This window comes from Oceanimonas pelagia (assembly GCF_030849025.1).
Classification (GTDB): domain Bacteria; phylum Pseudomonadota; class Gammaproteobacteria; order Enterobacterales; family Aeromonadaceae; genus Oceanimonas; species Oceanimonas pelagia.
On sequence record NZ_CP118224.1, the window covers coordinates 1,403,537 to 1,427,884 of the forward strand.

23 protein-coding genes and 1 other RNA gene are annotated in these 24,348 nt (G+C 63.7%); 16 read left to right on the forward strand and 8 right to left on the reverse strand.

The features are described from left to right. Positions 1-10: 10 nt before the first annotated feature. Complete coding sequence (gene smrB / locus PU634_RS06650; RefSeq protein ID WP_306763275.1) at positions 11-532, reverse strand: endonuclease SmrB; 522 nt, start codon at positions 530-532, stop codon at positions 11-13. 49 nt (positions 533-581) lie between these two features. Between smrB and prmB the strand changes: the two genes are divergently transcribed. The 5 genes from prmB (at position 582) to PU634_RS06675 (ending at position 4,685) form a co-directional block, all read left to right on the forward strand. Next, positions 582-1,502 carry a 50S ribosomal protein L3 N(5)-glutamine methyltransferase gene (prmB, locus tag PU634_RS06655; RefSeq protein WP_306763276.1) on the forward strand — a complete coding sequence of 307 codons (921 nt, stop codon included), beginning with the start codon at positions 582-584 and terminating at the stop codon, positions 1,500-1,502. Between the two features lie 24 nt (positions 1,503-1,526). Then, complete coding sequence (gene aroC, locus PU634_RS06660; protein WP_306763277.1) at positions 1,527-2,612, forward strand: chorismate synthase; 1,086 nt, start codon at positions 1,527-1,529, stop codon at positions 2,610-2,612. Positions 2,613-2,736: 124 nt separating this feature from the next. Further along, positions 2,737-3,261 carry an elongation factor P hydroxylase gene (locus PU634_RS06665; protein WP_306763278.1) on the forward strand — a complete coding sequence of 175 codons (525 nt, stop codon included), beginning with the start codon at positions 2,737-2,739 and terminating at the stop codon, positions 3,259-3,261. 9 nt (positions 3,262-3,270) lie between these two features. Then, entirely contained in the window at positions 3,271-4,404 is a 1,134-nt protein-coding gene (locus PU634_RS06670; protein WP_306763279.1) for an ATP-NAD kinase family protein, read from the forward strand. Further along, a complete protein-coding gene (locus PU634_RS06675) occupies positions 4,401-4,685 on the forward strand; it encodes a YfcL family protein (protein ID WP_306763280.1) in 285 nt (94 codons plus the stop codon). Before PU634_RS06670 ends, PU634_RS06675 begins: the two co-directional genes overlap by 4 nt. A gap of 108 nt (positions 4,686-4,793) precedes the next feature. Here PU634_RS06675 and cysN read toward each other — a convergent pair whose 3' ends face one another. Together cysN and cysD are read right to left on the reverse strand one after the other, a co-directional pair. After that, positions 4,794-6,716, reverse strand: coding sequence for a sulfate adenylyltransferase subunit CysN (gene cysN / locus PU634_RS06680; RefSeq protein WP_306763281.1), 1,923 nt, complete (start codon positions 6,714-6,716; stop codon positions 4,794-4,796). Further along, positions 6,716-7,615, reverse strand: coding sequence for a sulfate adenylyltransferase subunit CysD (cysD, locus tag PU634_RS06685; protein ID WP_306763282.1), 900 nt, complete (start codon positions 7,613-7,615; stop codon positions 6,716-6,718). The genes cysN and cysD overlap by 1 nt, the downstream gene beginning before the upstream one ends. Before the next feature lie 120 nt (positions 7,616-7,735). On the opposite strand from cysD, the gene PU634_RS06690 reads away from it, so the two are divergent. The 3 genes from PU634_RS06690 to PU634_RS06700 all read left to right on the forward strand — a co-directional run bounded on the left by PU634_RS06690 (position 7,736) and on the right by PU634_RS06700 (position 10,182). After that, positions 7,736-9,463 (forward strand): SLC13 family permease, encoded by a 1,728-nt coding sequence (locus tag PU634_RS06690; RefSeq protein WP_306763283.1) that lies wholly within the window; start codon positions 7,736-7,738, stop codon positions 9,461-9,463. A gap of 156 nt (positions 9,464-9,619) precedes the next feature. After that, positions 9,620-9,717: signal recognition particle sRNA small type (gene ffs / locus PU634_RS06695), an RNA gene on the forward strand. 144 nt (positions 9,718-9,861) lie between these two features. Then, positions 9,862-10,182, forward strand: a complete 321-nt coding sequence (locus PU634_RS06700) for a helix-turn-helix transcriptional regulator (protein ID WP_306763284.1) — start codon at positions 9,862-9,864, stop codon at positions 10,180-10,182. Positions 10,183-10,192: 10 nt separating this feature from the next. Here the strand turns inward: PU634_RS06700 and PU634_RS06705 are convergent, their stop codons facing one another. Continuing rightward, positions 10,193-10,564 (reverse strand): glutathione S-transferase N-terminal domain-containing protein, encoded by a 372-nt coding sequence (locus PU634_RS06705; protein ID WP_306763285.1) that lies wholly within the window; start codon positions 10,562-10,564, stop codon positions 10,193-10,195. Positions 10,565-10,703: 139 nt separating this feature from the next. Here PU634_RS06705 and PU634_RS06710 point away from each other — a divergent pair, with 139 nt between their 5' ends. From PU634_RS06710 to PU634_RS06720, 3 genes are read left to right on the forward strand one after another with little or no spacing between them, the layout of a single operon-like run. Continuing rightward, the gene (locus PU634_RS06710; RefSeq protein ID WP_306763286.1) at positions 10,704-11,372 is read left to right on the forward strand and encodes an ABC transporter ATP-binding protein; all 669 of its coding nucleotides are present in this window, start codon (positions 10,704-10,706) and stop codon (positions 11,370-11,372) included. After that, positions 11,372-13,843 carry an ABC transporter permease gene (locus PU634_RS06715; protein ID WP_306763287.1) on the forward strand — a complete coding sequence of 824 codons (2,472 nt, stop codon included), beginning with the start codon at positions 11,372-11,374 and terminating at the stop codon, positions 13,841-13,843. Before PU634_RS06710 ends, PU634_RS06715 begins: the two co-directional genes overlap by 1 nt. Further along, entirely contained in the window at positions 13,840-14,985 is a 1,146-nt protein-coding gene (locus PU634_RS06720; RefSeq protein ID WP_306763288.1) for a lipocalin-like domain-containing protein, read from the forward strand. The genes PU634_RS06715 and PU634_RS06720 overlap by 4 nt, the downstream gene beginning before the upstream one ends. A 31-nt stretch (positions 14,986-15,016) precedes the next feature. On the opposite strand, the gene PU634_RS06725 is transcribed toward PU634_RS06720, so the two are convergent. Continuing rightward, positions 15,017-16,291: an MFS transporter gene (locus PU634_RS06725; RefSeq protein ID WP_306763289.1), complete on the reverse strand. Its 1,275-nt coding sequence runs from the start codon at positions 16,289-16,291 to the stop codon at positions 15,017-15,019. Positions 16,292-16,519: 228 nt separating this feature from the next. On the opposite strand from PU634_RS06725, the gene PU634_RS06730 reads away from it, so the two are divergent. After that, positions 16,520-17,488 carry a ribonuclease Z gene (locus PU634_RS06730; protein ID WP_306763290.1) on the forward strand — a complete coding sequence of 323 codons (969 nt, stop codon included), beginning with the start codon at positions 16,520-16,522 and terminating at the stop codon, positions 17,486-17,488. Between the two features lie 12 nt (positions 17,489-17,500). On the opposite strand, the gene PU634_RS06735 is transcribed toward PU634_RS06730, so the two are convergent. Next, on the reverse strand, positions 17,501-18,178 hold the full coding sequence (locus tag PU634_RS06735) for a heavy metal response regulator transcription factor (RefSeq protein WP_306763291.1): 678 nt from the start codon (positions 18,176-18,178) through the stop codon (positions 17,501-17,503). A gap of 184 nt (positions 18,179-18,362) precedes the next feature. On the opposite strand from PU634_RS06735, the gene PU634_RS06740 reads away from it, so the two are divergent. The 4 genes from PU634_RS06740 to PU634_RS06755 all read left to right on the forward strand — a co-directional run bounded on the left by PU634_RS06740 (position 18,363) and on the right by PU634_RS06755 (position 22,080). After that, on the forward strand, positions 18,363-20,216 hold the full coding sequence (locus PU634_RS06740) for a copper resistance system multicopper oxidase (RefSeq protein WP_306763292.1): 1,854 nt from the start codon (positions 18,363-18,365) through the stop codon (positions 20,214-20,216). Next, positions 20,213-21,055, forward strand: a complete 843-nt coding sequence (locus PU634_RS06745; RefSeq protein ID WP_306763293.1) for a copper resistance protein B — start codon at positions 20,213-20,215, stop codon at positions 21,053-21,055. Before PU634_RS06740 ends, PU634_RS06745 begins: the two co-directional genes overlap by 4 nt. Before the next feature lie 39 nt (positions 21,056-21,094). Next, positions 21,095-21,586 (forward strand): cupredoxin domain-containing protein, encoded by a 492-nt coding sequence (locus tag PU634_RS06750; protein ID WP_306763294.1) that lies wholly within the window; start codon positions 21,095-21,097, stop codon positions 21,584-21,586. 80 nt (positions 21,587-21,666) lie between these two features. Continuing rightward, a complete protein-coding gene (locus PU634_RS06755) occupies positions 21,667-22,080 on the forward strand; it encodes a c-type cytochrome (protein WP_306763295.1) in 414 nt (137 codons plus the stop codon). On the opposite strand, the gene PU634_RS06760 is transcribed toward PU634_RS06755, so the two are convergent. Together PU634_RS06760 and PU634_RS06765 are read right to left on the reverse strand one after the other, a co-directional pair. Continuing rightward, on the reverse strand, positions 22,034-23,473 hold the full coding sequence (locus PU634_RS06760) for a heavy metal sensor histidine kinase (RefSeq protein ID WP_306763296.1): 1,440 nt from the start codon (positions 23,471-23,473) through the stop codon (positions 22,034-22,036). The two genes, PU634_RS06755 and PU634_RS06760, sit on opposite strands and share 47 nt — an antisense overlap. 46 nt (positions 23,474-23,519) lie before the next feature. Continuing rightward, complete coding sequence (locus PU634_RS06765; RefSeq protein WP_306763297.1) at positions 23,520-24,200, reverse strand: type 1 glutamine amidotransferase domain-containing protein; 681 nt, start codon at positions 24,198-24,200, stop codon at positions 23,520-23,522. Positions 24,201-24,348: the final 148 nt, after the last annotated feature.

Sequence of the window (24,348 nt, forward strand, 5' to 3'; positions counted from 1 at the left end):
CTTGTCCGTATTACGACTCGGTTTTCAGCAGCACCAGCAGGGCGGCATCGCCCCCCCATTCCCGGGTGGCCTGGTGAAAGGCCATCACCTGCGGGTGCTGGGCCAGCCACATGGGCAGGCGCTGCTTGAGAATGTGCTTGCCATGGCCGTGCATGATAGACACGCAATGCACGTTGTTGCGGCGGGCGGCCAGCAGCAGTGCCGACAGCTCCTGCTTGGCCTCTTCCTGAGTCAGGCCATGCAAATCCAGGAACAGCTCGGGCACATAGTCGCCCCGGCGCAGCCGCTTCAGTTCAAAGGCCGAGGTATCGTCGGCGCGAAAGCGGGTCGGACCGTCCTGATCCAGCCAGGGTTCATACAGGTCGGAAAACGGATGGGCTTCGGCCCTGTCCTTGCGCTCCGCCGCCCGGACGGCTTTCACCTTGACCGGCGACCGGTGCGGACTTATGGTATCCTGCTTCAGTCTGCGGATACCCTTCATCGCTTCCATAAACAGCGTTTTGTCGTCTTCGGGAGAGGATGAGGCGGTCATGTTCGCTCAGTCAATCAAAAAACAGCCATTTTAACGAGGCGGAGGGGTTTTGGACACGCTTTTTAACGATGAGGCGCTCACCGAGCTGCACACCATGGGTGACTGGCTGCGGTTTGCCGCCAGCCGCTTTCAGCAGGCCGGCCTGTTTTACGGCCACGGCACCGACAACGCCTGGGACGATGCGGTGCAACTGGTGTTGCCGTTGCTGCATCTGCCCCTCGACTGTCCGCCCCAGGCGAAGGATGCCCGGCTGGTGCCCGCCGAGCGCCGGGTGCTGCTGGACGCCATTCGTCGCCGGGTGGAAGAACGCCTGCCCACGCCCTACATTACCCACACCGCCTGGTTTGCCGGCTATGAATTCTACGTGGACGAGCGGGTGCTGATCCCACGCTCGCCCATTGCCGAGCTGATCGATACCCGCTTTGCGCCCTGGCTGGCCCATGAGCCCGCCCGCATCATGGACATGTGCACCGGCTCCGGCTGCATCGCCATCGCCCTGGCCCATGCCTTTCCCGAGGCGGAAGTGGACGCTCTCGACATCTCCCGGGATGCCCTCGACGTGGCCGAGATCAACATTCAGAACCACGGTCTGGAACAGCAGGTGATTCCCATAGAGTCGGATCTGTTCTCGGCGCTGCCCGCCGGTGACAAGTACGATCTGATCGTGGCCAATCCGCCCTATGTGGACGAAGAGGACATGAGCGATCTGCCCGAGGAGTTCCGCCACGAGCCGGAGCTGGCGCTGGCCTCCGGGGCCGACGGCCTCGACTTTACCCGTCGCCTGCTGGCCCAGGCCTGTGACTTCCTCACCGACGACGGCGTGCTGGTGGTGGAAGTGGGCAACAGCCAGGTGCACATGGAGTTTGCCTTTCCCGAGTTGCCGCTGTCCTGGGTGGAATTCGAGCACGGCGGCCATGGCGTGTTCGTGATCAGCCGGCGGGATCTGCTGCCGCATAAAGACCAGTTTTAATCATAAAGTTGTAAGGAAAAATTCATGGCAGGGAACAGTATAGGAACCCTCTTTCGCGTCTCCACCTTTGGCGAGAGCCACGGCCTGGCGCTGGGCGCCGTGGTCGATGGTGTGCCTCCCGGCGTGGAGCTGACCGAAGCAGATTTGCAGCACGACCTCGACCGGCGCAAGCCCGGCACCTCCCGCTTTACCACCCAACGGCGGGAGGCGGACGAAGTCAAGATTCTGAGCGGCGTGTTTGAAGGCAGGACCACCGGCACCTCTATTGGTCTGCTCATCGAAAACACCGATCAGCGTTCCAAGGACTATTCCGCCATCAAGGATCTGTTCCGCCCCGGCCATGCCGATTACACCTATCACCAGAAATACGGCATTCGCGACTACCGGGGCGGCGGCCGCTCCTCGGCGCGGGAAACCGCCATGCGGGTAGCCGCCGGCGCCATTGCCAAGAAGGTGCTGGCCCGGTTCGGCGTGTCCATCTACGCCCATCTGACCCAGCTCGGCCCGATCAAGGCAGAAAGCTTTGACCGCAGCATCATTGAAACCAATCCCTTCTTTTTTGCCGATGCCGGCAAACTGGAGGCGCTGGACGAGTACATGCGCGAGCTGAAAAAGGAAGGCAATTCCATCGGCGCCAAAATTCAGGTGGTGGCCACCGGCGTGCCCGTGGGCCTGGGTGAGCCGGTGTTTGACCGCCTTGACGCCGATCTGGCCCATGCGCTGATGGGCATCAATGCGGTCAAGGGCGTGGAAATCGGTGACGGTTTTGCCGTGGTGGAGCAAAAGGGCTCCGAGCACCGCGACGAGCTGACGCCGGAAGGCTTTGCCAGCAACCACGCCGGTGGCATTCTGGGGGGCATTTCCAGCGGTCAGGACATCGTCGCCAGCATCGCGCTCAAGCCCACCTCCAGCATCATGGTGCCGGGCAAGACCATCGACAAGGACGGTAACCCCACCGAAATGGTCACCCGCGGCCGCCACGACCCTTGCGTGGGCATTCGCGCCGTGCCCATTGCCGAGGCCATGATGGCCATTGTGCTGCTCGATCACCTGTTGCTGAACCGCGCCCAGAACGCCGGCGTGCACACCGGCACCCCGCAATTGCGCTGAGGCGTAAACCCGGCGGTACTGGTGCCAGCGCTCATTTTGAGCGGTAGCTGATGGCATTCACTTGTATGCCCGCAACCAGCGGGTAGAATAGCGGCCCTGTGAAGGGCCGTTTTTATATCTGTTTATGTCGTTTTGCTACCGGGAGCTGATCTCCCTGTTCGATCACACCTTTTTTGACACTCACAATACCCGCCTGGAATTGGGGGACGACGAGCCCATCTACCTGCCGGCCGATGGCGAGGTGGACCATCATCGCATTGTGTTTGCCCACGGCTTTTTTGCCAGCGCCCTGCATGAAATTGCCCACTGGCTGCTGGCAGGTGAGGCCCGTCGCCAGCAGGTGGATTATGGCTACTGGTATCATCCCGACGGTCGCGACGCCGCGGCCCAGGCGGCCTTTGAGGCGGTGGAGGTCAAGCCTCAGGCCATTGAGTGGGCACTGTCGGCAAGCTGTGGCTTTCCCTTTAACGTGAGCTGCGACAACCTGGAAGGCACGGTGGAGCCGGACCGGCACGCTTTTCGTGCCCGCGTGCGCGAGCAGGCCCTGCGTTATCTCGAAACCGGTTTTCCGCCCCGGGCCCAGCGGCTGATGGCGGTGCTGCAACGGCACTACCGGCGCTCACCTTTAACCGCCGCCGACTTTGTTTAAGGAGCACTCATGTTCAGGATCGGACTGATTATCAACCCTCTGGCTGGTCTTGGGGGCAGCGTGGCGCTCAAGGGCAGTGATGGCATGGCCGCCGAGGCCCTGGCCCGGGGCGCCGAGCCCCGGGCCCAGCAGCGCAGCGGTCTGGCCCTGGCCGAGCTGAGTGAACTGAAAGACCGGTTTTGCCTCTATACCGTGGCCGGCAACATGGGTGAGCATCTGTGCCGGGAGCTGGCACTGCCGTTTGAGGTGTGCCACCAGCCGGCCGAGCCTACCACCGCCGCCGATACTCAGGCCGCCGTGGCCAGCCTGGTGGCGCAGGGCATTGATCTGCTGCTGTTTGCCGGCGGTGATGGCACCGCCCGGGACATCTGCGCGGTGGCGCCGGAAAGCCTGTGCGTGCTGGGCATTCCCGCCGGGGTGAAAATTCATTCCGGCGTCTATGGCGTCACTCCCGCCGGCACCGGCCGGCTGCTGGCCAAACTGGTGCGTGGCGAGCCGGTGAGCCTGGTGGAAGCGGACGTGATGGACATCGACGAAGATGCCTTTCGCCAGGGCCGGGTGCGTGCCCGGCGCTACGGCGAAATGCTTATTCCCGGCGAACTCAGCTATGTGCAGGCGGTGAAGGTGGCCGGCAGAGAGTCGGAAGAGCTGGTGCTCACCGACATCGCCGACGAGGTGATCGAGCGCATGGAGGCGGAAGACGACTGCTACTTTATCATGGGCTCGGGCAGCACGGTGGCGGCGGTGATGGAGCGGCTGGGCCTTGAAAACACCCTGCTGGGCGTGGATCTGGTTTATCAAAAACAACTAATTGCCTCGGATCTGGATGCTCAGGGCCTGTATGAACACATCAGGGACAGAAACTGCAAGCTGGTGATCACCCTGATCGGGGGCCAGGGCCATGTGTTTGGCCGCGGCAATCAGCAGCTCAGCCCGGCGGTGATACGCGCCGTGGGGCGCGACAATATCTGGCTGCTGGCGACCAAGTCCAAGCTCAGCTCTCTGAACGGGCGCCCGCTGCGAGTCGACACCAATGATCCCGACCTGGACCGCGAACTCGGCGGCCTGATGCGGGTGATCACTGGCTACCATGATGAAGTGCTGGTACGGGTGGCAAACCCGGAATACGAGGCAAATGAATGAACATTTTTGAATTTGAACAGCGGCTGCTGAATGACATCGACAGTAAGGTGGCTGAAGCCACGCCGGATCAGCTGTTTGCCGGTGGCTACCTGCGCGGGCACATCACCCTGGCGGTGGCCCAGAGCGAAATTGCCGGCCGCAACCATGTGCGCGACGTCAAGGCGCGGGTCAAGACCAGCCTGAACCAGGCCATTCTGAGCGGCGAGCTCAACGACGATGATCAGAAACTGGTGCTCAACTACTGGAATCAGCTGCTGGCCCGGGCGGAAGCCGGCGCCTGAGTGGCAGGCTTCGTGAAATAACGTCGCCCCGCGGGAGTGACGGTTTCAAGTAAATAAAAAGGCCGACCCATGAGGGGCGGCCTTTTGCATTTAGCAGCAGGGTAGGGGTCAGATGGACCAGTCACCATTGCCGATAATGCCTTTCTCCTTCAGCAGTTCGATCACCGCATCGGCCGCTTCGTCGGCACTCAGCCGGGTGGTGTCGAGGCGGATTTCCGGGTTCTCCGGCTGCTCGTAGGCGGAGTCGATGCCGGTGAAGTTCTTCAGCTCACCGCGGCGGGCCTTCTTGTACAGCCCCTTCACGTCGCGCTCTTCCGCCACGTTGAGCGGGGTGTCCACGTGCACTTCGATGAATTCACCGTCTTCCAGCAGCTCCCGGGCCAGGCGGCGCTCGGCGCGGAACGGCGAGATAAAGGCGGTGAGCACGATCAGGCCCGCATCCACCATCAGCTTCGACACTTCCGCCACCCGGCGAATGTTCTCCACCCGGTCGGCGTCGGTAAAGCCCAGATCCTTGTTCAGGCCGTGGCGCACGTTGTCACCGTCCAGCAGGTAGGTGTGGTTGCCCTGCGCGTGCAGCTTTTTCTCCACCAGGTTGGCGATGGTCGACTTGCCGGCACCGGACAGGCCGGTAAACCACAGCACCGCCGGTTTCTGGCCCTTGGAGAGCGCCCGCGCTTCCTTGTTCACGTCCACGTGCTGCATGTGAATGTTCTGGCTGCGGCGCAGGGAGAAGTGCAGCATGCCGGCGGCCACGGTGTTGTTGGACAGCCGGTCGATCAGAATAAAGCCGCCGGTGTCCTTGTTGCTCTGGTAGTCGTCAAAGGCAATGGCCCGGTCCAGGCTGAGGTTACACACCGCAATGCCGTTCAGATCCAGCTTCTTGGCGGCCACGTGCTCCAGGGTGTTGACGTTCACCTGATACTTGATGTCGGTCACCGAGGCGGTCACCGTCTTGGTGCCGATCTTCAGCAGGTAGGGGCGGCCCGGCAGCAGTGGATCTTCGTGCATCCACACCAGAGTGGACTCGAACTGATCGGCGGTTTCCACCGGCGCCTCGGCGGTGGAGATCACATCCCCCCGGGAGATGTCGATTTCATCTTTCAGGGTCAGGGTCACCGACTGACCGGCTACCGCTTCGGGCAGATCGCCGCCGTGCACCACAATGCGGTCGACGGTGCTTTCCTTGCCCGACGGCAGCACGCGAATGCGATCGCCGGGTTTGACCACGCCGCTGGCGATGGTGCCGGCAAAGCCGCGGAAGTCCAGGTTGGGGCGGTTGACCCACTGCACCGGCAGGCGGAAGGGCGCGCGCTGCATGCGGGTGTCGTCCACTTCCACGGTTTCCAGGTAGCCCATCAGGGTGGTGCCGTGATACCAGGGCATGTTGGCGCTGGGCTCAACGATGTTGTCGCCCTTGAACGCCGACATGGGAATATAGGTGATGTTGTCGAGGTTGAGCTGCTCGGCAAATTGCGCGTAGTCTTCCTTAATCTTGCGGAAGGTGTCTTCCGAGTAGTTCACCAGATCCATCTTGTTGATGGCCACCACCACCTGGCGAATGCCCAGCAGCGACATCAGGTAGCTGTGGCGGCGGGTCTGGGTGAGAATGCCCTTGCGCGCATCCACCATCAGAATGGCGGCGTCGGCGGTGGAGGCGCCGGTCACCATGTTGCGGGTGTACTGCTCGTGTCCGGGAGTGTCGGCCACAATGAACTTGCGCTTGTCGGTGGAGAAGAAGCGGTAGGCCACGTCGATGGTAATGCCCTGCTCGCGCTCGGCGGCCAGGCCGTCCACCAGCAGCGCAAAGTCGATGTCCTCACCCTGAGTGCCGTACTTTTTCGAGTCGGCCTCCATGGCGGCGAGCTGATCTTCAAACAGCATCTTGGACTCGAACAACAAGCGCCCGATCAGGGTACTCTTGCCATCGTCCACGCTGCCGCAGGTGATAAAGCGCAGCAGGCTCTTGTGCTCGTGCTGTTGCAGGTATTGCTCGATATCGGAAGCGATCAGATCGGATTGGTGCGCCATCAGAAGTAACCCTCTTGTTTTTTCTTTTCCATGGATGCAGCGGAGTCGTGGTCGATCATGCGGCCCTGGCGCTCCGAGGTCTTGGTCAGCAGCATTTCCTGAATAATGGCGGGCAGGGTGTCGGCCTCGGACTCCACCGCGCCGGTGAGCGGGTAGCAGCCGAGGGTACGGAAACGCACGCTCTTCATCATCGGCACTTCGCCCTCTTTCAGCGGCATGCGCTCGTCGTCCACCATGATCAGGGTGCCGTCGCGCTCCACCACCGGACGCTGGGCGGCGTAATACAGCGGCACGATGGGAATATTCTCCAGGTGAATGTACTGCCAGATATCGAGCTCGGTCCAGTTGGACAGCGGGAACACGCGAATGGACTCGCCCTTGTGCTTGCGGGTGTTGTACTGCTTCCACAGCTCGGGGCGCTGGTTTTTCGGATCCCAGCGGTGCTGGGCGGTACGGAAGGAGAAAATGCGCTCCTTGGCCCGGGACTTTTCCTCATCGCGGCGGGCGCCCCCAAAGGCGGCGTCGAAACCGTACTTGTCCAGTGCCTGCTTGAGCCCTTCGGTCTTGGTGATGTCGGTATGAATGGCGGAGCCGTGAGTGAAGGGGTTGATGTCCTTCTCGATGGCTTCCGGGTTGATGTGCACCAGCAGCTCCATGCCCAGCTCCTTGGCCATGCGATCGCGGAACTCGTACATTTCGCGGAACTTCCAGCGGGTGTCCACGTGCAGCAGCGGAAAGGGCGGCACCGAGGGGTAGAATGCCTTCATGGCCAGGTGCAGCATCACGGCGCTGTCCTTGCCGATGGAGTAGAGCATGACGGGGTTGTCGGCCTCGGCCACCACTTCCCGCATGATGTGGATACTTTCGGCTTCCAGCCGTTGCAGGTGCGTCAGATTCATAGTGATACTGTTCTCGCCTTTGGATTATGCTAATAACAAAATGTTATAGATATTCTGTATATCAAGTTTATTTGATATATGCGTACAATGATAGCCCTGCTAAAGAGCGAGTGGTTATATATGTCAGCATATTTGGTATTAGCATCGATTGGCGCCTTGCTGGCGTTGCTTATTCATGGCCGGCTGTCACCGGCGGTGTTGTTCAGCAGCTGGGCGGCAGGCTATGTGATCCTCGGGGTGGTGGACGAGCAGGCCATGCTGTCGAGTTTTTCCAACCCGGCACTGATCACCCTGCTGGTGCTGATGCTGGTGTCGCTGGCGCTGGAGCGCTCGCCCTTGCTGGAGCGGCTGTCCGATACCCTGCTGAGAGGGCAGGAATGGCGCGCCAGCCTGCGGCTGATGGGACTGACCGCCGGGCTTTCCGCCTTTCTCAACAACACCGCCGTGGTGGGCTCGCTGCTGGGGGTGATCTCCCGCCAGCGCCATATTCCTGCCTCGCGGTTGCTTATTCCGCTGTCGTTCGCTTCCATTCTCGGCGGCATCACTACCCTGGTGGGCACCTCCACCAACCTGGTGGTGAACTCCTTCGTGGTCAACGCCGGGCTGCCGGCACTGGGCATGTTCCAGTTCACCCTGGTGGGTCTGCCGGTGGCGCTGCTGTGCCTGCTGGGCCTGCTGTTCAGCCGGCGCTTTTTGCCCTCGCACCAGATGCAGGGCGAAGAAGGCACCCAGCCCTATTTTCTGGAAGCGCGGCTGGAAGCCGGCTCGCCGCTGATAGGGCACAGCATTGAAGACAATGGCCTGCGTCGGCTCAACGGCCTGTTTTTGCTGGAAATTGCCCGTAACGACCGGCTGATCAGCCCGGTTTCCCCCGACGAAGTGCTGGAGGCCGACGACGTGCTGGTGTTTACCGGCGAGGTGGAAAAGGTGCAGGCACTGCAGCAGTTTGCCGGTCTGCAGCTGTTCGGCAACGGGGTAGACCGGCTGCTGGCGTCCAATCTGGTGGAAGTGGTGATTTCCAACGAGTCGGAGCTGGCCAACCGCACCCTGCAGGAAGTGGACTTTCGCACCATGTTCAATGCCGGCGTGGTGGGCATTCGCCGGGGAGGGCGCCGGCTTTATGGCACCCTGGGCAAGATTCCGCTCAGGGTAGGCGACAGCCTGCTGCTGGCGGTGGGGCCCGACTTCAAGCAGCACCGCAACCTGGATCGCAACTTTCACCTGCTCAGCAACAGCCTGCAACGGCCCAGGCTCAGCGCCCGTCAGAGCCTGATCGCCTTCAGCGGTTTTGGCCTGGTGATCGGTCTGGCGGCGCTGGGGCTGGTGCCGCTGCTGAATGGCCTGCTGCTGTTGCTGGCGGCGCTGCTGCTGACCCGTATTCTCACTCTGTCGGAGCTGCGCCGGCGCTTTCCCTTTGAGCTGATGATGGTGATCGGCTCGGCGTTGACCGTGGCCAAGGCGCTGGAAAGTTCCGGCGGCGCCCAGCTGGTAGCCGACGCCATGCGCAGCTTTTTCAACGGCTACGGCGTGTTCGGTGCCTTTGTGGGAGTGTATCTCATCACCCTGATACTGACCGAAACCGTGACCAACAACGCCGCCGCCGCCCTGGCGTTTCCCATTGGCTTGTCTACCGCCCAGGGGTTTGGTGTGGATCCCATGCCCTTTATCATGGCGGTGGCCTTTGGTGCCAGCGCCTGCTTTATGGTGCCCTTTGGCTACCAGACCCACCTGATGGTGTATTCACCGGGTCGCTACCGGGTGCTGGATTACATTCGAAGCGGTCTGCCGGTGAGCCTGCTCTACAGCATTGGCGTGCTGACTCTGGTGCCCCTGCTCTTTCCGTTTTGAGTGGATCATGCCAGGCCCGGAAGTGAAGCTGCCACGGCAAGGGCTTTCGAGTGCCGGCATTGTGTCCTGAAAACGGCCAATAAACCCGCACTTGGATTATAAACGGTTGCATTGAAAGCCCGTTTTGCTAGACTGGCGGCGCTTCGATGGTGGCCCCGTTGGTCCTCCCGCATCGAAACCTTGTCTACCTGGTCAGGCCCGGAAGGGAGCAGCCACGGCAAGGAGCTTCGAGTGCCGGGATGTGGCTGGCGGGCGCCACCTCCAATTTCTCTTAGTATTCCACTTCTCCCTTGTCATTGCCTCGGCAATCCATATCCGTTTTTTCTTTAAATAAGCCCCGTTTGTACCTGTTTTTATTACACTTGCTGTCAGGCTGTTAACCTGTACGGAAGGGTACTATGGATTCGGTTTTGCCTCGGCGGCTCAAGGCAGCCCGCTTGCACTGCCAGCTTACCCAGAAGCAACTGGGGTTGCGTCTTGGTCTGGATGAAAACACGGCCAGCGCCAGAATGAACCAGTACGAAAGGGGCAAACATGCCCCTGATTACCTCACCATGCAGCGGCTGGCCAGGGTGCTGAAGGTGCCGGTTGCCTATTTTTACTGCGACGATGATTTGCTGGCCAGGCTCATCTGTGCCGTTGCCGGTCACTCTGCCGAAGAGCAGCGCCGGCTGCTGCAACGGCTTGCGGTGCCGGAGCATCCGTCGTTCGAAGAGTGACGGAATGATGCTATGCCTCACCAAACCGCTGCTGCAGGTAGGCGATAATGTCGTTCGACTCGTACATCCAGCGAGTTTCACCGTTTTCCTCAATTCGCAGGCAGGGGGATTTCACCCGGCCGCCACCGGCCTGCAATTCCTCTCTGTGCACCGATCCGGGGTACACGTTGCGCTTTTCAATGGGCAGGTTCAGCTTGTGTATGGTCCGGCGCACCTTGATGCAGAACGGGCAGCGGGGCAGCTGATAGAGCGCCAGTTGCTTGCAGGCCTCATTTATTTCTTGCTGCGCTTCGGCTGTGCGCTTCATTTTGGCCGGACGGGTCAGCAGGTCGCCCACCTGAACAAGGCCACCCACGCCATTACGTAACAGCTTTACCAACATCTTGTCTTTCCCTTGATGATGAAAAACCGGGATTGTAGCCGAAAGCGCGGCCATGTTCGCCCTTTCAGTGGGTGGGCGGTGGCGAATCGTGCCACTATGGTTACGAAGCACACGGGTTACGAAACACACGGAAATGGCCATGCTCGAGTTTCGTCAGGTTCACAAACATTACGCCACGCCTCAGGGGGCACTGCCGGTGCTCTCGGGGGTAACCCTGCGCCTGGCCGCCGGCGAGAGCCTGGCGTTGATGGGGGAGTCGGGCTGTGGCAAGTCGACCCTGCTGCACCTGGCGGCGGGGCTGGATGTGCCCGACCGGGGCGAGGTGGTTATCGGCGCCCAGCCGCTGAGCACACTGAACGACGCGGGTCGGTCCCGGTTGCGTCGCAATACCCTCGGGCTGGTGTTTCAGCAGTTTCACCTGGTGCCCAGCCTCAATGTGGCCGACAACCTGCGCCTGCAGGCCCGGCTGGCGGGGCGGGAAGATGCGGCCTGGTCGGCCCGGCTGGTGCAACGGCTGGGACTGGCCGGCCGGGAATACCACTACCCCGAGCAATTGTCGGGCGGCCAGCAGCAGCGGCTGGCCATTGGCCGGGCGCTGGCTGTCCGTCCGGCGCTGTTGCTGGCCGACGAGCCCACCGGCAATCTGGACGAGGCCAGCGCCGACGCCGTACTGGCATTGCTGCTGGCGCTGGTGGCCGAAAGCGGCAGCAGTCTGCTGCTGGTCACCCACAGCGCCCGAGTGGCCGCGCCGCTGGATCGGTGCTTAACCCTGCATCGTGGCCGGCTGCTGGCCGGACGGAGCCTGTGATGGCGGTGGTGCTGGCAACCCTGCTTTCCCACTACCGGCGCCATCCCGGGCAACTGGCCATGGTGCTGCTGGGGCTCTGGCTGGCAGGGGCACTGTGGAGCGGGGTGCAGGCCATTAATGCCTCGGCACGGGACAATTACGCCCGGGCCGAAGCCTGGCTGGGTGGCGGGGTTGACCGGCTGGAGCGCCAGGACGGCCAGCCGCTGACTCACGGTGACTTTGTGCGGCTGCGCCGGGCCGGGGTGCCTGTGTCGCCAGTGCTGGAAGGGGAACTGGTGACCGGCAGCGGCAAGCCCCTTACCCTGATGGGTCTGGATCCGCTTACCCTGCCTCAGGGGCATGCTCTGGGCCGGCGGCCCGGCTGGTGGCGTGAATTCATGCAGCCGCCCTGGCAGGTGCGTCTGGCGCCAGAGACCCGAGCGCAACTGGGTCACGCTCCCGGCCTGCCCCATGGTACGCCGCTGCCGCCCAGGGTGGTCAGCCCCGAGCTGCCACCCAATGTGCTGGTGATGGACATGGCCATCGCGGCCCGGTTGCTGAATGCCGGCGACGGGATCTCCACCTTGATCATCAGCTCCACCCACGGGCTGGCGGCGGCTCCCGAGGGCTTCACTCTGGTGCGGGCCGACAGCCGGGCCAGCCCCGGCGAGCTGACGCAGAGTTTTCATCTTAACCTGACTGCCATGGCACTGCTGGCGCTGATCGTTGGCCTGTTTATCGTGCAGGCGGCGCTGGGGCTGGCTCTGGAGCAACGCCTTGGGTTGTTGCGTACCCTGCGGGCGCTGGGCGTGCCGGGGCGCACCCTGGTTGCTGCGCTGGCCCTTGAGCTGTTGCTGCTCGGGTTGCTTGGGGCGCTGGCCGGGCTGGTGAGCGGCTTGTGGCTGGCCGGTGCCCTGCTGCCCGACGTGGCCGCTACCCTGCAAAGCCTGTATGGTGCCAACGTTGGTGCCACTCTGCGTCTGCCCTGGCATTACTGGCTGGGTGGCATGGGCATTACGCTGTGCGGCCTGCTGATTGCCGGTAGCGGCGTGTTGTGGCAGGCCAACCGGCTGCCACTGCTCGGCCTGGGGCAGGCCCGGGCCTGGCGGGCCGGTTTTCAGCGCCAGTTGCGCTGGCAGGCCGGGCTTGGAAGTGGCGCTGCCTTGCTGGCGCTGGTGTGCGGGATTCGGTTGCTGGCCTCGGCTCCCGGACAGGGCCTGCTCGCCGGATTTGGCCTGATGGCAGCCCTGCTGCTGGCCGCGGCACTGGGGTTGCCACCCTTGCTGGCCGGGCTGCTGTCTTTATTGTTGCGGCTGGTGCAGCGGCGGCCGCTCCTTCAATGGAGCCTGGCGGACATGCAGCTGCAACTGCCGCGGCTGTCGCTGGCCATGATGGCCCTGCTGATTGCGCTGTCGGCCAATCTGGGCGTCAACAGCATGGTGGGCGGGTTTCGCCTGACCTTTCTCGACTGGCTGGAGCAGCGGCTGGTGGCGGATCTTTACCTGCGGCCACCACCGGCCCGCTTTGAGTCAATTCATGCCTGGCTGGCCGGTCGCGATGAGGTCGCGGCGCGGCTGATATCCGCCCGTGCCAGTGCCCGCTTGCTTGACATCACCGGCGAAGGGAGGGTGCGCCGTGCCGGGCTGCCCGTAGATATCGCCGGCATAACTCCGGCAATGGAGCTGATGGCGCACTGGCCGCTGCTGGCCGTGCATGGCGAGCGGAACGCCGCCTGGCAAGCTCTTCAGCAGGGCGGCGCCTTTATCAACGAGCAACTGGCTCGGAGGGAGGGCATTGCCCCGGGCGATCGGCTTGGCCTCACCACGCCCGACGGCACCAAGCGCGTTACCGTGGCGGGCATTTACCCGGATTACGGCAACCCCAGGGGCGAGCTGGTGCTGACCACGGCGCGGGTGCGGCTGTGGTACGGGGTGGCGCCGGGCGCCATCGGCATCGTCATGAGGCCAGGTGCGGATGCCGGTTTGCTGCGCCGCCGGCTGGCCGAGCGCTTTGCGCTGACGCCGGCGCAGTTGCAGGAGCAGCGTGAGGTCAAGGCCCGGGCGCGTACCATTTTTGAGCGCACCTTTGCCATTACCCGGGCGTTGAATGGCCTGACCCTGGCGGTGGCAGCACTGGCGCTGCTGGCCGCCCTGCTGGCCCAGGCCGAATCGCGGCACCGGCACATGGCCGCGCTCTGGGCCCTGGGTGTGCCCTTGCGGCGGTTGCTGGGCATTCAGCTGGTGCAGCTGGGCGGGCTGGCGCTGATCACCGCGTTGCTGGCGTTGCCGTTGGGCATGGCCCTTACCGCCTGTCTGATGTGGGGCATCAATGTGGCGGCCTTTGGCTGGCGGCTGCCGCTGCACCTGTTTCCTGCTGACATGGTCCTGACCCTGGTGCTGGCGGTGCTGGTGGCCTGGCTGGCGGCGGCCCTGCCCCTGTGCCGGCTGTGGCGCACGCCGCCCCGGGCCCTGCTGGTGAAGGAGGGGCCGTGAGCCCGGGGCAACGCGGATTATGCACCCTGTGCCTGCTGGCGCAGCTCGCTGCCTGCGATGGCGAAGGAAGACACCAGGACCGCAGCGACACCGGCTTTGCCGGGCTGGGGGCCACTGCAGAGGGGTATGCCGAGGCCCACTCCGGCATGAGGATCACCTTTCCCGGGGATCATGGCCCACACCCTAGGTTCCGTCTTGAGTGGTGGTACCTCACCGCCAACCTGCACGACCGCCGGGGCGAGCCCCTGGGGGTACAGTGGACCCTGTTTCGTCAGGCGCAGCGGCCCAACACCACGGAAGAAACTCCGGGGCCCTGGGCGGTGGATCACATCTGGATGGCGCACATGGCGCTGTCCCGGGGAGCGCAGCACCGGGTGGCCGAACGCTTTGCCCGGGGGGCCGGGGTCGGTGCCGATCAGCAGGCCGGGGTGGTGCTCCGGCCGTTTCGTGCCTGGCTCGACAACTGGCAACTGGAGAGCCTGAGCACCACCGGAGACGAGCTCGCCAGGCTGCGGCTGACGGCTGAGGCCAGGGACGGGCAGGGCAGCTTTGGCTATGAACTGGAGCTGGACGCCGGTGGCCCTCTGGTGCGCCATGGGGTGAATGGTTTCAGCCAAAAGTCTGCCGACGGCCAGGGCTCCATGTATTACAGCCAGCCCTTTTACCGGGTGCGTGGCCAGGTGTGGCTGAACGGCGAGCGGATAACCGTGAGCGGACAGGCCTGGCTGGATCGGGAATGGAGCAGCCAGTTGCTGAATCCCGGTCAGAGCGGCTGGGACTGGTTTTCCCTGCACCTTGAGAGTGGCCACAAGCTGATGGCCTTTCGCCTGCGCGGCGGGGGCGACAACCTCGGCGACCATGTGTCCGGCAGCTGGATCTCGCCAGCGGGTGAGGTCACCTCTTTGAGCGCAGATTCGTTAACCCTGACACCCCTGAAAAACGCCGGGGTCGCCGGCCGGCGGCTGCCGCTGTACTGGCGGTTAACGCTGCCGGCACAAGGCCTTGAGCTGGAGGTCAGCGCCCGGCACCCCAACCGCTGGATGAACACCTCGGTGCCCTACTGGGAGGGGGAGGTGAATGTGACCGACGTTGCCAGCGGCAAGCCCCTGGGCCAGGGCTACCTGGAAATGACCGGATATTAATGCCGACCTTGTGCGGCCGGCTCCCGTGTGCTCAGGCCGTGGCCAGCGGCGTGCCCCGCTGGGCCCAGGGTTTTTCCTCTATGGGCAGATGCGCCAGGGCCGAGAGGGCACCAAAGCCCACGCCAATCCACCAGACCATCAGGTAATTGGAGTGCAGATCATAAAGGGTGCCCCCCAGCCAGACCCCCATGAAACCGCCCAGCTGATGGGAGAAAAACACCAGGCCATACAGGGTGCCCATATAGCGCAGTCCGTATATCTGGGCCACCAGGCCGGAGGTAAGGGGCACGGTCGCCAGCCAGAGCGCGCCCATGGCCATGGAGAACAGCACCACGCTTTCCGGAGTAATCGGGTTGAGAATAAACACCGCCGACACCAGGGTGCGCAGGGCGTAAATGCCCGCCAGCAGATACTTGCGTGAATAACGGTTACCCAGCCAGCCGGCCAGCAGGGTGCCGCCGATATTGAACAGGCCGATAAGGGCAATGGCCATGGCGCCCAGACCGGAAGTGGAACTTACCCCCAGGGCCTGGATGATGCTGTCGGGCGCAATGGCGCTGCACATTTCGGCGATAAAGGCCGGAAAATGGGCGGTAATAAACGCCAGCTGATAGCCGCAGGAGAAAAAGCCGATAAAAATAAACAGAAAGGACGGATCCTTCAGGGCCCGCTTCAGCACCACACTCATGTCTTCATCCTGGGCCCCCCTGGCCGCCGGCGGCGGCACCCGCATCAGCCCCAGGGCCAGCAGCGAAAGCAGAATAAAGCCCGCCAGGCAGACGAACACCGACTGCCAGGGCAGGTGATCCAGCAACAGCTGGGTCAGGGGCGGTCCCACTATCTGCCCGGCCGAGCCGGCGGCGGTAACAATGCCCAGCGCCAGGGAGCGGTGCTGATCCGAGGCCGCCCGGCCCACCACGGCGAGGATCACACCAAAGCCGGTGCCGGCAATGCCAAAGCCCACCAGTATTTCCAGCAGCTGATGCTGGCCGGGGGTGATGGCCAGGGCGGAGAGCACCATGCCCACCACGTAACAGGCCACCCCGGCCACAATCGCCTTGCGGTCGCCGTACTTTTCGGCGAGGGCGCTGAACAGCGGCTGGCCTATGCCCCAGAACAGGTTCTGCAGGGCGAGGGCAAAGGAGAAGTCGGCCCGTGGCCAGTTAAATTCCTCGGCAATGGGTAACTGAAACAGCCCAAATGAAGCCCGAACGGAAAAGCTCACCAGAATGATGATGCAGCCACCGAGCAGCACGGGATTCAGCAGCGCAGGGGCAGGAGAAGAAGAGGATGTACCTGGGGCCATTGTGATTTCCTGTTGATCGTTCGCAACGCGGCTCGGCGCGTGCTCACGGGTTCGGGCAAGCATTTTAGTGTGCGCCGGCCGACGTTTCCAAGCGGTAAAACGGTGCGCGGCCTCACAGTCCGGGCACGAATGGCCGAGGCGGGAGCTGGCGCGCCGGACCATGCTCATTGGTGAAAACCGACGTACAATGCAGTGAATCACACAGCGTGAAATCAACACGGGCAAGGTATGGAACTGCTTTTTCTCGGCACCTCGTCGGGCACGCCCACCAAAACCCGCAGCCTGTCGGCGGTGGCGCTGCGCAGGCACAAGGCCAGGTCCTGGCTGCTGGTGGACTGCGGCGAAGGCACCCAGCACCGGCTGTTGCGTGCGCCGCTGTCGCTGCACTGGTTGCAGGCGGTGTGCATTACCCACCTGCACGGCGATCACTGCTACGGCCTGCCCGGTCTGCTGGCCAGCGCCGGGCTGAACGGACGCACCGCGCCGCTCACCCTTATCGGTCCGGCAGGCTTGCAGGGCTGGATTGAACATACCGCGGCCATGAGCCAGTTGCAGCTGAACTTTGCGCTGCGCTTTATCAGCGTGGAAACGCTGGCCGGCGGGCGTACTTCGCTGGCGTTGGAGGGCTTCGATATTACCGCCTGCGCCTTGTCGCACCGGCTGCCGTGTTTTGCCTATGGCTTTACCGAAACCGGCCTGCCGGGGCGGCTCGACACCGACCGGCTTAAAGCCGATGGCGTGCCCGCCGGTCCGTTGTGGGGAAAACTGCACCGGGGCGAGGTGGTCAGCCTTGATGATGGCCGGGTGCTGGCCGGGCGCGACTACCAGCTGGCACCGCCCAGACCACGCAAGCTGGTGATCGGCGGCGACAACGACACCCCCGCCTTGCTGAAGGAGGCGGTTAACGAGGCCGACGTGCTGGTGCACGAGGCCACCTACACCGAGGAAGTGGCGGCAAAGGTGGGCCCCGAGCCGCAACACAGCAGTGCTGCCGCCGTGGCCGCCTTTGCCGAGCGGGCCGGCGTGCCCAACCTGGTACTGACCCACTTCAGCCCCCGTTACCGGGACGGGGGCGCGGGGCTGACGGTGGCCAGCCTTGAGCGGGAAGCGCGGGCGCACTACAGCGGCCGGCTGCTGATGGCCGAAGATCTGGCCATGTACCGGTTAAACAGGGCAGGGGAGCTGAGCCGGGTTTGAGCTTCGTGAGGGTTACCGGTCGGTATCCAGGGTGTAGCCCATGCCCCGCACCGTGTGGATCAGCCGGGGTTCAAAGCCGTCGTCTATCTTGCCGCGCAGCCGGCGAATGGACACGTCGATCACATTGGTGTCGCTGTCGAAGTTCATGTCCCACACCAGGGAGGCAATCAGCGAGCGGGGCAGCACTTCCCCTTGCCGGCGCACCAGCAGCTCCAGCAGGGCGAATTCCTTGTTGGTGAGGTGAATGGGGCTCCCGGCGCGCCACACCTGGCGCCGGGGCAAGTCCAGCACCAGATCGGCTACCTGCAGCCGGTGCTCCTCCTGGCGGGGCGCACCGCGGCGCAGCAGGCTGCGTACCCGGGCCAGCAGCTCGGCAAAGGCAAAGGGCTTCACCAGATAGTCGTCGGCGCCCAGCTCCAGGCCGCGCACTCTGTCTTCCACGCTGTCCCGGGCGGTCAGAAACAGCACCGGCATCTGCCGGCCCTGCTCCCGCAGCGCCGCCACGATGCGCCAGCCGTCCAGATCCGGCAGCATCACGTCCACCACCACCAGATCGTAAGGCTCGGCGCTGGCCTGGTGCAGGCCGTCGAGGCCGTTGCGCACCAGATCCACCACCAGGCCGGCTTCGCGCAGGCCCTTTTGCAGATAGTCGCCGGTGCTTTGTTCATCCTCGATGATCAGCAGTTTCATGGGCAGCTCCGTGGGACAGGGTAACCCGATGATGGCGCACTTTGCGGCCTGTGCTCAAGCCCGTGGTGGCGGATTGCGGCTTTTGTCGCCACAGAATGACAATTTTGTCATTTTCCCGTCATGTTGGCTTCAGGTGCGCCTTTCTATGCTGTGCAGATGACGACTGGCAATAATAGGGAATGTGATGACACAGCCAAAAAACACGCTCAACCTGCCCCGGCGGCGCTTTGTGCAGGGCCTGGCCGCGGGCGGCGTGGTGCTGGGGCTGGCCCCCATGCTGGCCTCGGCCAGACAGCCGGCCCCCGGCACCGTTACCGGTCATGTGCCCACGCTCTCCGGCACCGAGTTTGATCTGGTGATCGACGAAACCCCGGTGAATTTCACCGGCAAGGCGCGCATGGCCACCACCATCAACGGCTCCATTCCGGGTCCGACCCTGCGTATGCGTGAGGGTGATACCGTCACCATTCGGGTGACCAACCGGCTCAAGGAGCCCACTTCCATTCACTGGCACGGCATCATTCTGCCCTTTGAAATGGACGGCGTGCCCGGCATCAGCTTTGCCGGCATTCCCCCGGGCGAAACCTTTACCTACCGTTACACCCTGGAGCAGAGCGGCAGCTACTGGTATCACTCCCATTCGGGCATGCAGGAGCTGACCGGCATGTACGGTGCGCTGATTGTGGATCCGGCCGATGCCGACACCATCAAGGCCGATCGGGAGCATGTGGTGGTGTTGTCGGACTGGACCGACGAAAACCCCATGCGGGTGTTTGGCAAGCTGAAAAATCAGGGCGATTACTACAACTTCAACCAGCCCACGGTGGCGGATTTTTTCCGCGATATGGTCAGTGGCGGTGTGGGCGCGGCGCTGGAAAAGCGGCAAATGTGGAACCAGATGCGCATGAGCCCGAGCGATCTGGCGGACCTGTCTGCCGAAACCCTGACCTACCTGATGAACGGCACCACGCCCGCCGGCAACTGGACCGGGCTGTTCAAGCCCGGGGAGCGGGTGCGGCTGCGTTTTATCAACGGCGCCGGCAACACCTTTTACGATGTGCGCATTCCCGGGCTGAAGCTGACCGTGGTGCAGGCCGATGGCCTCAACGTGGCGCCGGTGGAGGTGGATGAATTCCGCTTTGGCCCCGGTGAAACCTACGATGTTCTGGTGGAGCCCACCGCCGAGGCCTACACCCTGTTTGCCCAGGCCATGGACCGCACCGGTTACGCCCGGGGCACCCTGGCCACCCGCGAAGGGCTGAGTGCGGCGGTGCCGCCGCTGGATGAACCTCAAGCCCTGACCATGGCGGACATGATGGGCAGCATGGATCATGGCGCCATGGGCCACGGCAATATGGCGGGTATGGATCATTCGGCCATGGGTCACGGTGCCATGCAGAACATGGCGGGCATGGATCACGCGGCCATGGGTCACGGTGCCATGCAGAACATGGCGGGCATGGACCACGCAGCCATGGGCCATGGCGCCATGACGGGAGGACTGGCGGCGGCCAGCAAGGAGGTGCGGCACGCCAGCACCGAATATGGCCCCAGTGTGGACATGCGGGTAGACACGCCCCGCACCAACCTGGATGACCCCGGGGTGGGCCTGCGCAATAACGGCCGGCGGGTACTTACCCTGGCGGATCTGCGCACCCCCGGCGGCCCCATGGATCCCCGGCCCCCCGAGCGGGAGATTGAGCTGCACCTTACCGGCAACATGGAGCGCTACACCTGGTCGTTCGACGGTGTCGAGTTTGGCGGCTCCACCCCCATTCACCTGAATTACGGTGAGCGGGTGCGCATTATTCTGCACAACGACACCATGATGACTCACCCCATGCATCTGCACGGCATGTGGAGCGAGCTGGAAAGCCCGGACGGCGAGTTTTTGTGCCGCCGGCACACCATTCCGGTGCAGCCGGCCCAGCGCATCAGTTTTCTGGTGACCGCCGATGCCCTTGGTCGCTGGGCCTGGCATTGTCATCTGATGTTCCATATGGACGCGGGCATGTTCCGCATGGTGGTGGTGTCATGAGCAAACACACAGCAACAATAAAACAGCTGGCGGGCGCGCTGGCGCTGACCGCGCTGCCGGCCCTGGCCCAGATGGATCATGGCGATATGCAAATGCAGGGCGGCCAGCCGCCGGCCGACGCCCGGGATCCCCATGCTTACTCCGGTGGCTTCACCCTGGACCAAGGCCCCTACGCGCTGACCGGCCCCCGGCAGCTGAAACTGGCCGACGAGCACTGGTTTTACGGTGTGCTGGCCGACCGGCTGGAGCGGGTTGACAATGGCGATGAACAGGCATTGGCCTACGAGGTGAGCGCCTGGGCCGGGCGGGATTACGACCGGGCGGTAGTCAAGGCGGAAGGCGACATCGAGCACGGCCGGCTGGCGGAAGCCAGCACCGAGCTGCTGTGGCGCCATGCCCTGACCGCGTTCTGGAACAGCGACCTGGGGGGACGTTACGACACCGGGCATGGCCCGGATCAGGGCTGGCTGGCCGCCGGTGTGTCGGGGCTGGCGCCCTACTGGCTGGAGCTGGACGCCACCGCCTACCTGGGCGACGACGGCCAGACCGCGCTGGCGCTGGAGGCGGAATACGAGTTGCTGCTGACCCAGCGGCTGGTGCTGCAGCCGGCCATTGAGCTCACCGCCTATGGCAGCAACGACGCCGAGCGCGGTCAGGGCCGGGGGCTGTCGGAGCTGGTGGCCGGTGCCCGGCTGCGCTATGAGATAACTCGGCAGTTTGCGCCCTATGTGGGCTGGGAATGGCAGGCCGCTCTGGGGGACCGTGCCGATCAGCTGCGGGCAGAAGACGAGGCCACCCAGGAAAACCGCTGGGTAGCCGGGGTCCGGTTCTGGTTTTAAGCTGCAGACATTATTTTTTATTTATCAGGAGCACTATTCATGAAAACCACACTGTCCGTTTTAATGCTGTCCTTGTTGCCCGGCCTGGCGCTGGCCGCCGGTGAGCATGGCGGCCACCACGACGGCCATAATGCCGCCGCCATGCAACAGCACATGAGCGGCGTGGGCCGTCCCGGCCAGCCGGCCGAGGTCAGCCGGACCATCGCCGTGACCATGAGCGACGACATGCGCTTTACCCCGTCCGCCATCGAGGTGAAGGCAGGGGAAACGGTGCGCTTTTTCGTGAAGAACGCCGGCAAGCTCAATCACGAGCTGGTGCTGGGCAACCTGGCCATGCTGCAGGAGCATGCCGAGATGATGCGAGAAATGCCGCACATGCAGCATGCCGAGCCCAATATGCTGAGCCTCAAGCCCGGTCAGAAAGGGGGGCTGGTGTGGCATTTTGACCAGGCCGGCACCGTGGACTTTGCCTGCCTGATCCCGGGGCACATGGAAGCCGGCATGACGGGGCAAGTTAAGGTCGCGCAATAACACAAACAGGCCCGCCTTCAGGCGGGCCTGTGTGCTTTGGCGACGCCGGGCGAAAGACTCTGGAACAAAAGGGGAAAGAAGTGAGCAAGTCATCGGATTCATCCCGCTGGGTGCTCTGGCTGGCCGGGGCCGTGGCGCTGGTATTACTGGCCATGATCGCCGGCCATTTTCTGATGGGCGGCCGTTTTATGTGGGGGGACATGCCCCACGACCGGGCCCTCTCGGCACGGGGTCAGGCCGCTTACGGTGAATACTGTGCGGCCTGTCATGGCGCCGATCTCAGGGGCACACGCCAGGGGCCACCTTTTATTCACAAGGTTTACGAGCCGTCCCACCATGGCGATGAGGCCTTTTACCGGGCCGCCGCCAACGGCGTGCGTGCCCATCACTGGCGCTTTGGCGACATGCCGCCGGTGGCGGGCGTGAGCCGAGACGAGCTGCGCGCCATTATTGCCTATGTGCGGGAGCAGCAGCGCCGTCACGGCATAGACTGAGGCCGGCGCGCGGGAAACGGGCGGTAAAGCAGGTTTCCCGCTCGTCGGAATGCACCGACAGGGTGCCGCCGTGGCCGGTCACAATGGCGTGCGCGATGGCCAGTCCCAGGCCGGTGCCGTCGGTGGCGGGCTGACGGGCGCTGTCTGCCCGGTAAAACCGGTCAAACAGCCGTGACCACTGTGCCGGCGGAATGGGCGGGCCCGGGTTGGCCACGGCCACCGTGACTTCCTGCGGGTTATCCTCGAGGCTAATGCGCACCTCACCCTGTGCCGGCGTGTAGCGAATGGCGTTGCTCAGCAGGTTGCTGAAGGCCCGTTGCAGCATGGCCCGGTCACCCTGCACGACGCCCCGTCCTTCACGGTGCAGCCGTACCTGTTGTTCACTGGCCAGGGGTTCAAAAAATTCAATCAGCTCGTCGAGCTCATCGGCCAGCTCCAGCGGCGTGCGCTGCAGGGCCAGCCGGCCCTGATCCGATTTGGCCAGAAACAGCATTTCATTGATCATTCTGCCGAGCCGCTCGGCGGCGCTCAGGTTGGCGTAGAGGGCTTCGCGGTAATCGGCGGCGTCACGGGGCTGGCTCAGGGCCACCTGGGTCTGCATCATCAGGCTGTTCACCGGAGTGCGCAGCTCGTGGGCGATGTCGGCGGAAAAGTCGGTCAGCCGGCGAAAGGAGTCTTCCAGCCGGTCCAGCATGTTGTTAAAGGCCTGGATGGGGGCATGCAGCTCGGCCGGCGCCTCGCTCAGGGGCAGGCGGTGGTCCAGCTGGCTGGCGCTGATGCGGCTGGAGATGCGGGCCAGGGAGCGCAGGGGCTTGAGCCCGGCGCGGGAGGCAAACCAGCCCAGCAATATCGAGATCAGGGCAATGCCGCCGGTGAGCCAGAGCAGGGCGATGTGTATGTCATCGATAAAATGCTGGTGGTAACGGGTGTTCAGCACCACGCGCACCCGCACGAATGAGGGGGAGCCGGCCAAGGGCGGCAGGGCAACCCGCTCGGTGATGCTGCGATAGTGCGTGCCGTCGACGGTCCAGCTCTCGGTGAGCGGGGCCGTGTCGGCCCGGGCAAAGGCCGGCAGCGGGGTCGGGGTGAGGCGGGTGTCTACCAGCAGCGCGCCCTGCGCACCCTGAATTTGCAGAAAGTGATCGCCGTAGCCGGACAGCGCATGCTGCAGCCGCGACGCCAGCTCGGGCCAGCCGAAGTCGTCATCCTTCAGCCCAGCGGTCAGCAGGTTTTTCACCAGCACCATTTTGCCCTGCAGATCGTCTTCATCCTGGCGGGCAAAATGCTGCTCCAGCGACTGCATCAGCACCAGGCTCACCAGCCCCCAGATGGCCAGCATGGTGAGGCTGAACAACATGCTCAGGCGGGCGGTAAGAGAAAGATAACTGCCCATGATACGGCGCTCCGCGATAATCAACGACAAAGCGCCTACTGTATCGTCAACCTTTGAGGGCTGCCAGCAGTGCCTCGGCGGTGGCGCTGGATGAGGCCGGGTTCTGCCCGGTAATCAGCAGGCCGTCGGTTACCACATGGCTGCTCCAGTCCGCGCCCTTGCGGTAGTGCCCGCCCTGGCCGGTGAGCATGTCTTCAATGGAAAAGGGCACGACCGAGGCCAGGCCGACGGCGGCCTCTTCGCTGTTGCTGAAACCCGTGACCCGCTTGCCCTTTACCAGCGGCTCTCCGGCTGGGGTTCTGGCATGGCACAGCACGGCGGGACCGTGGCAGACCGCCGCCACCGGTTTGCCATGCTTGTACATACGCTCAATCAGGCTGACCGAGGCGGCGTTGCCCGCCAGATCCCACAGCGGGCCGTGGCCGCCGGGGTAGAACACCGCATCAAACTCTTGCTCGTTTACTTGAGTGAGGGGCAGGGTGTGCTCAAGGGCGGTCATGGCCTCGTTGTCGGCCTCAAAGCGCCGGGTGTCGTCGGTCATCATGTCGGGATCCCGGCTTTTGGGATCCAGCGGTGGCCGGCCACCTTTGGGAGAGGCAAGGGTAATGCGGGCGCCGGCGTCCTTCAGCCGGTAGTAGGGCGCGGCCAGCTCTTCCAGCCAGAAGCCGGTGGGCTCGCCGGTGTCACCCAGGGTGTCGTGGGAAGTGAGTACCATCAGAATGTTCATGTCGGTCTCCTTGGTGAACTGAACACATTTTGGCAGAGAAAGCGGATTTCAGTGTAAGAACCGCCGGGGTGGCGGCGACCAACCATTAACCACTGCAGGGCATCAGACGCCGTGCAGTCGGGTTGCCGAACCATGTTTAAAAAGGAGG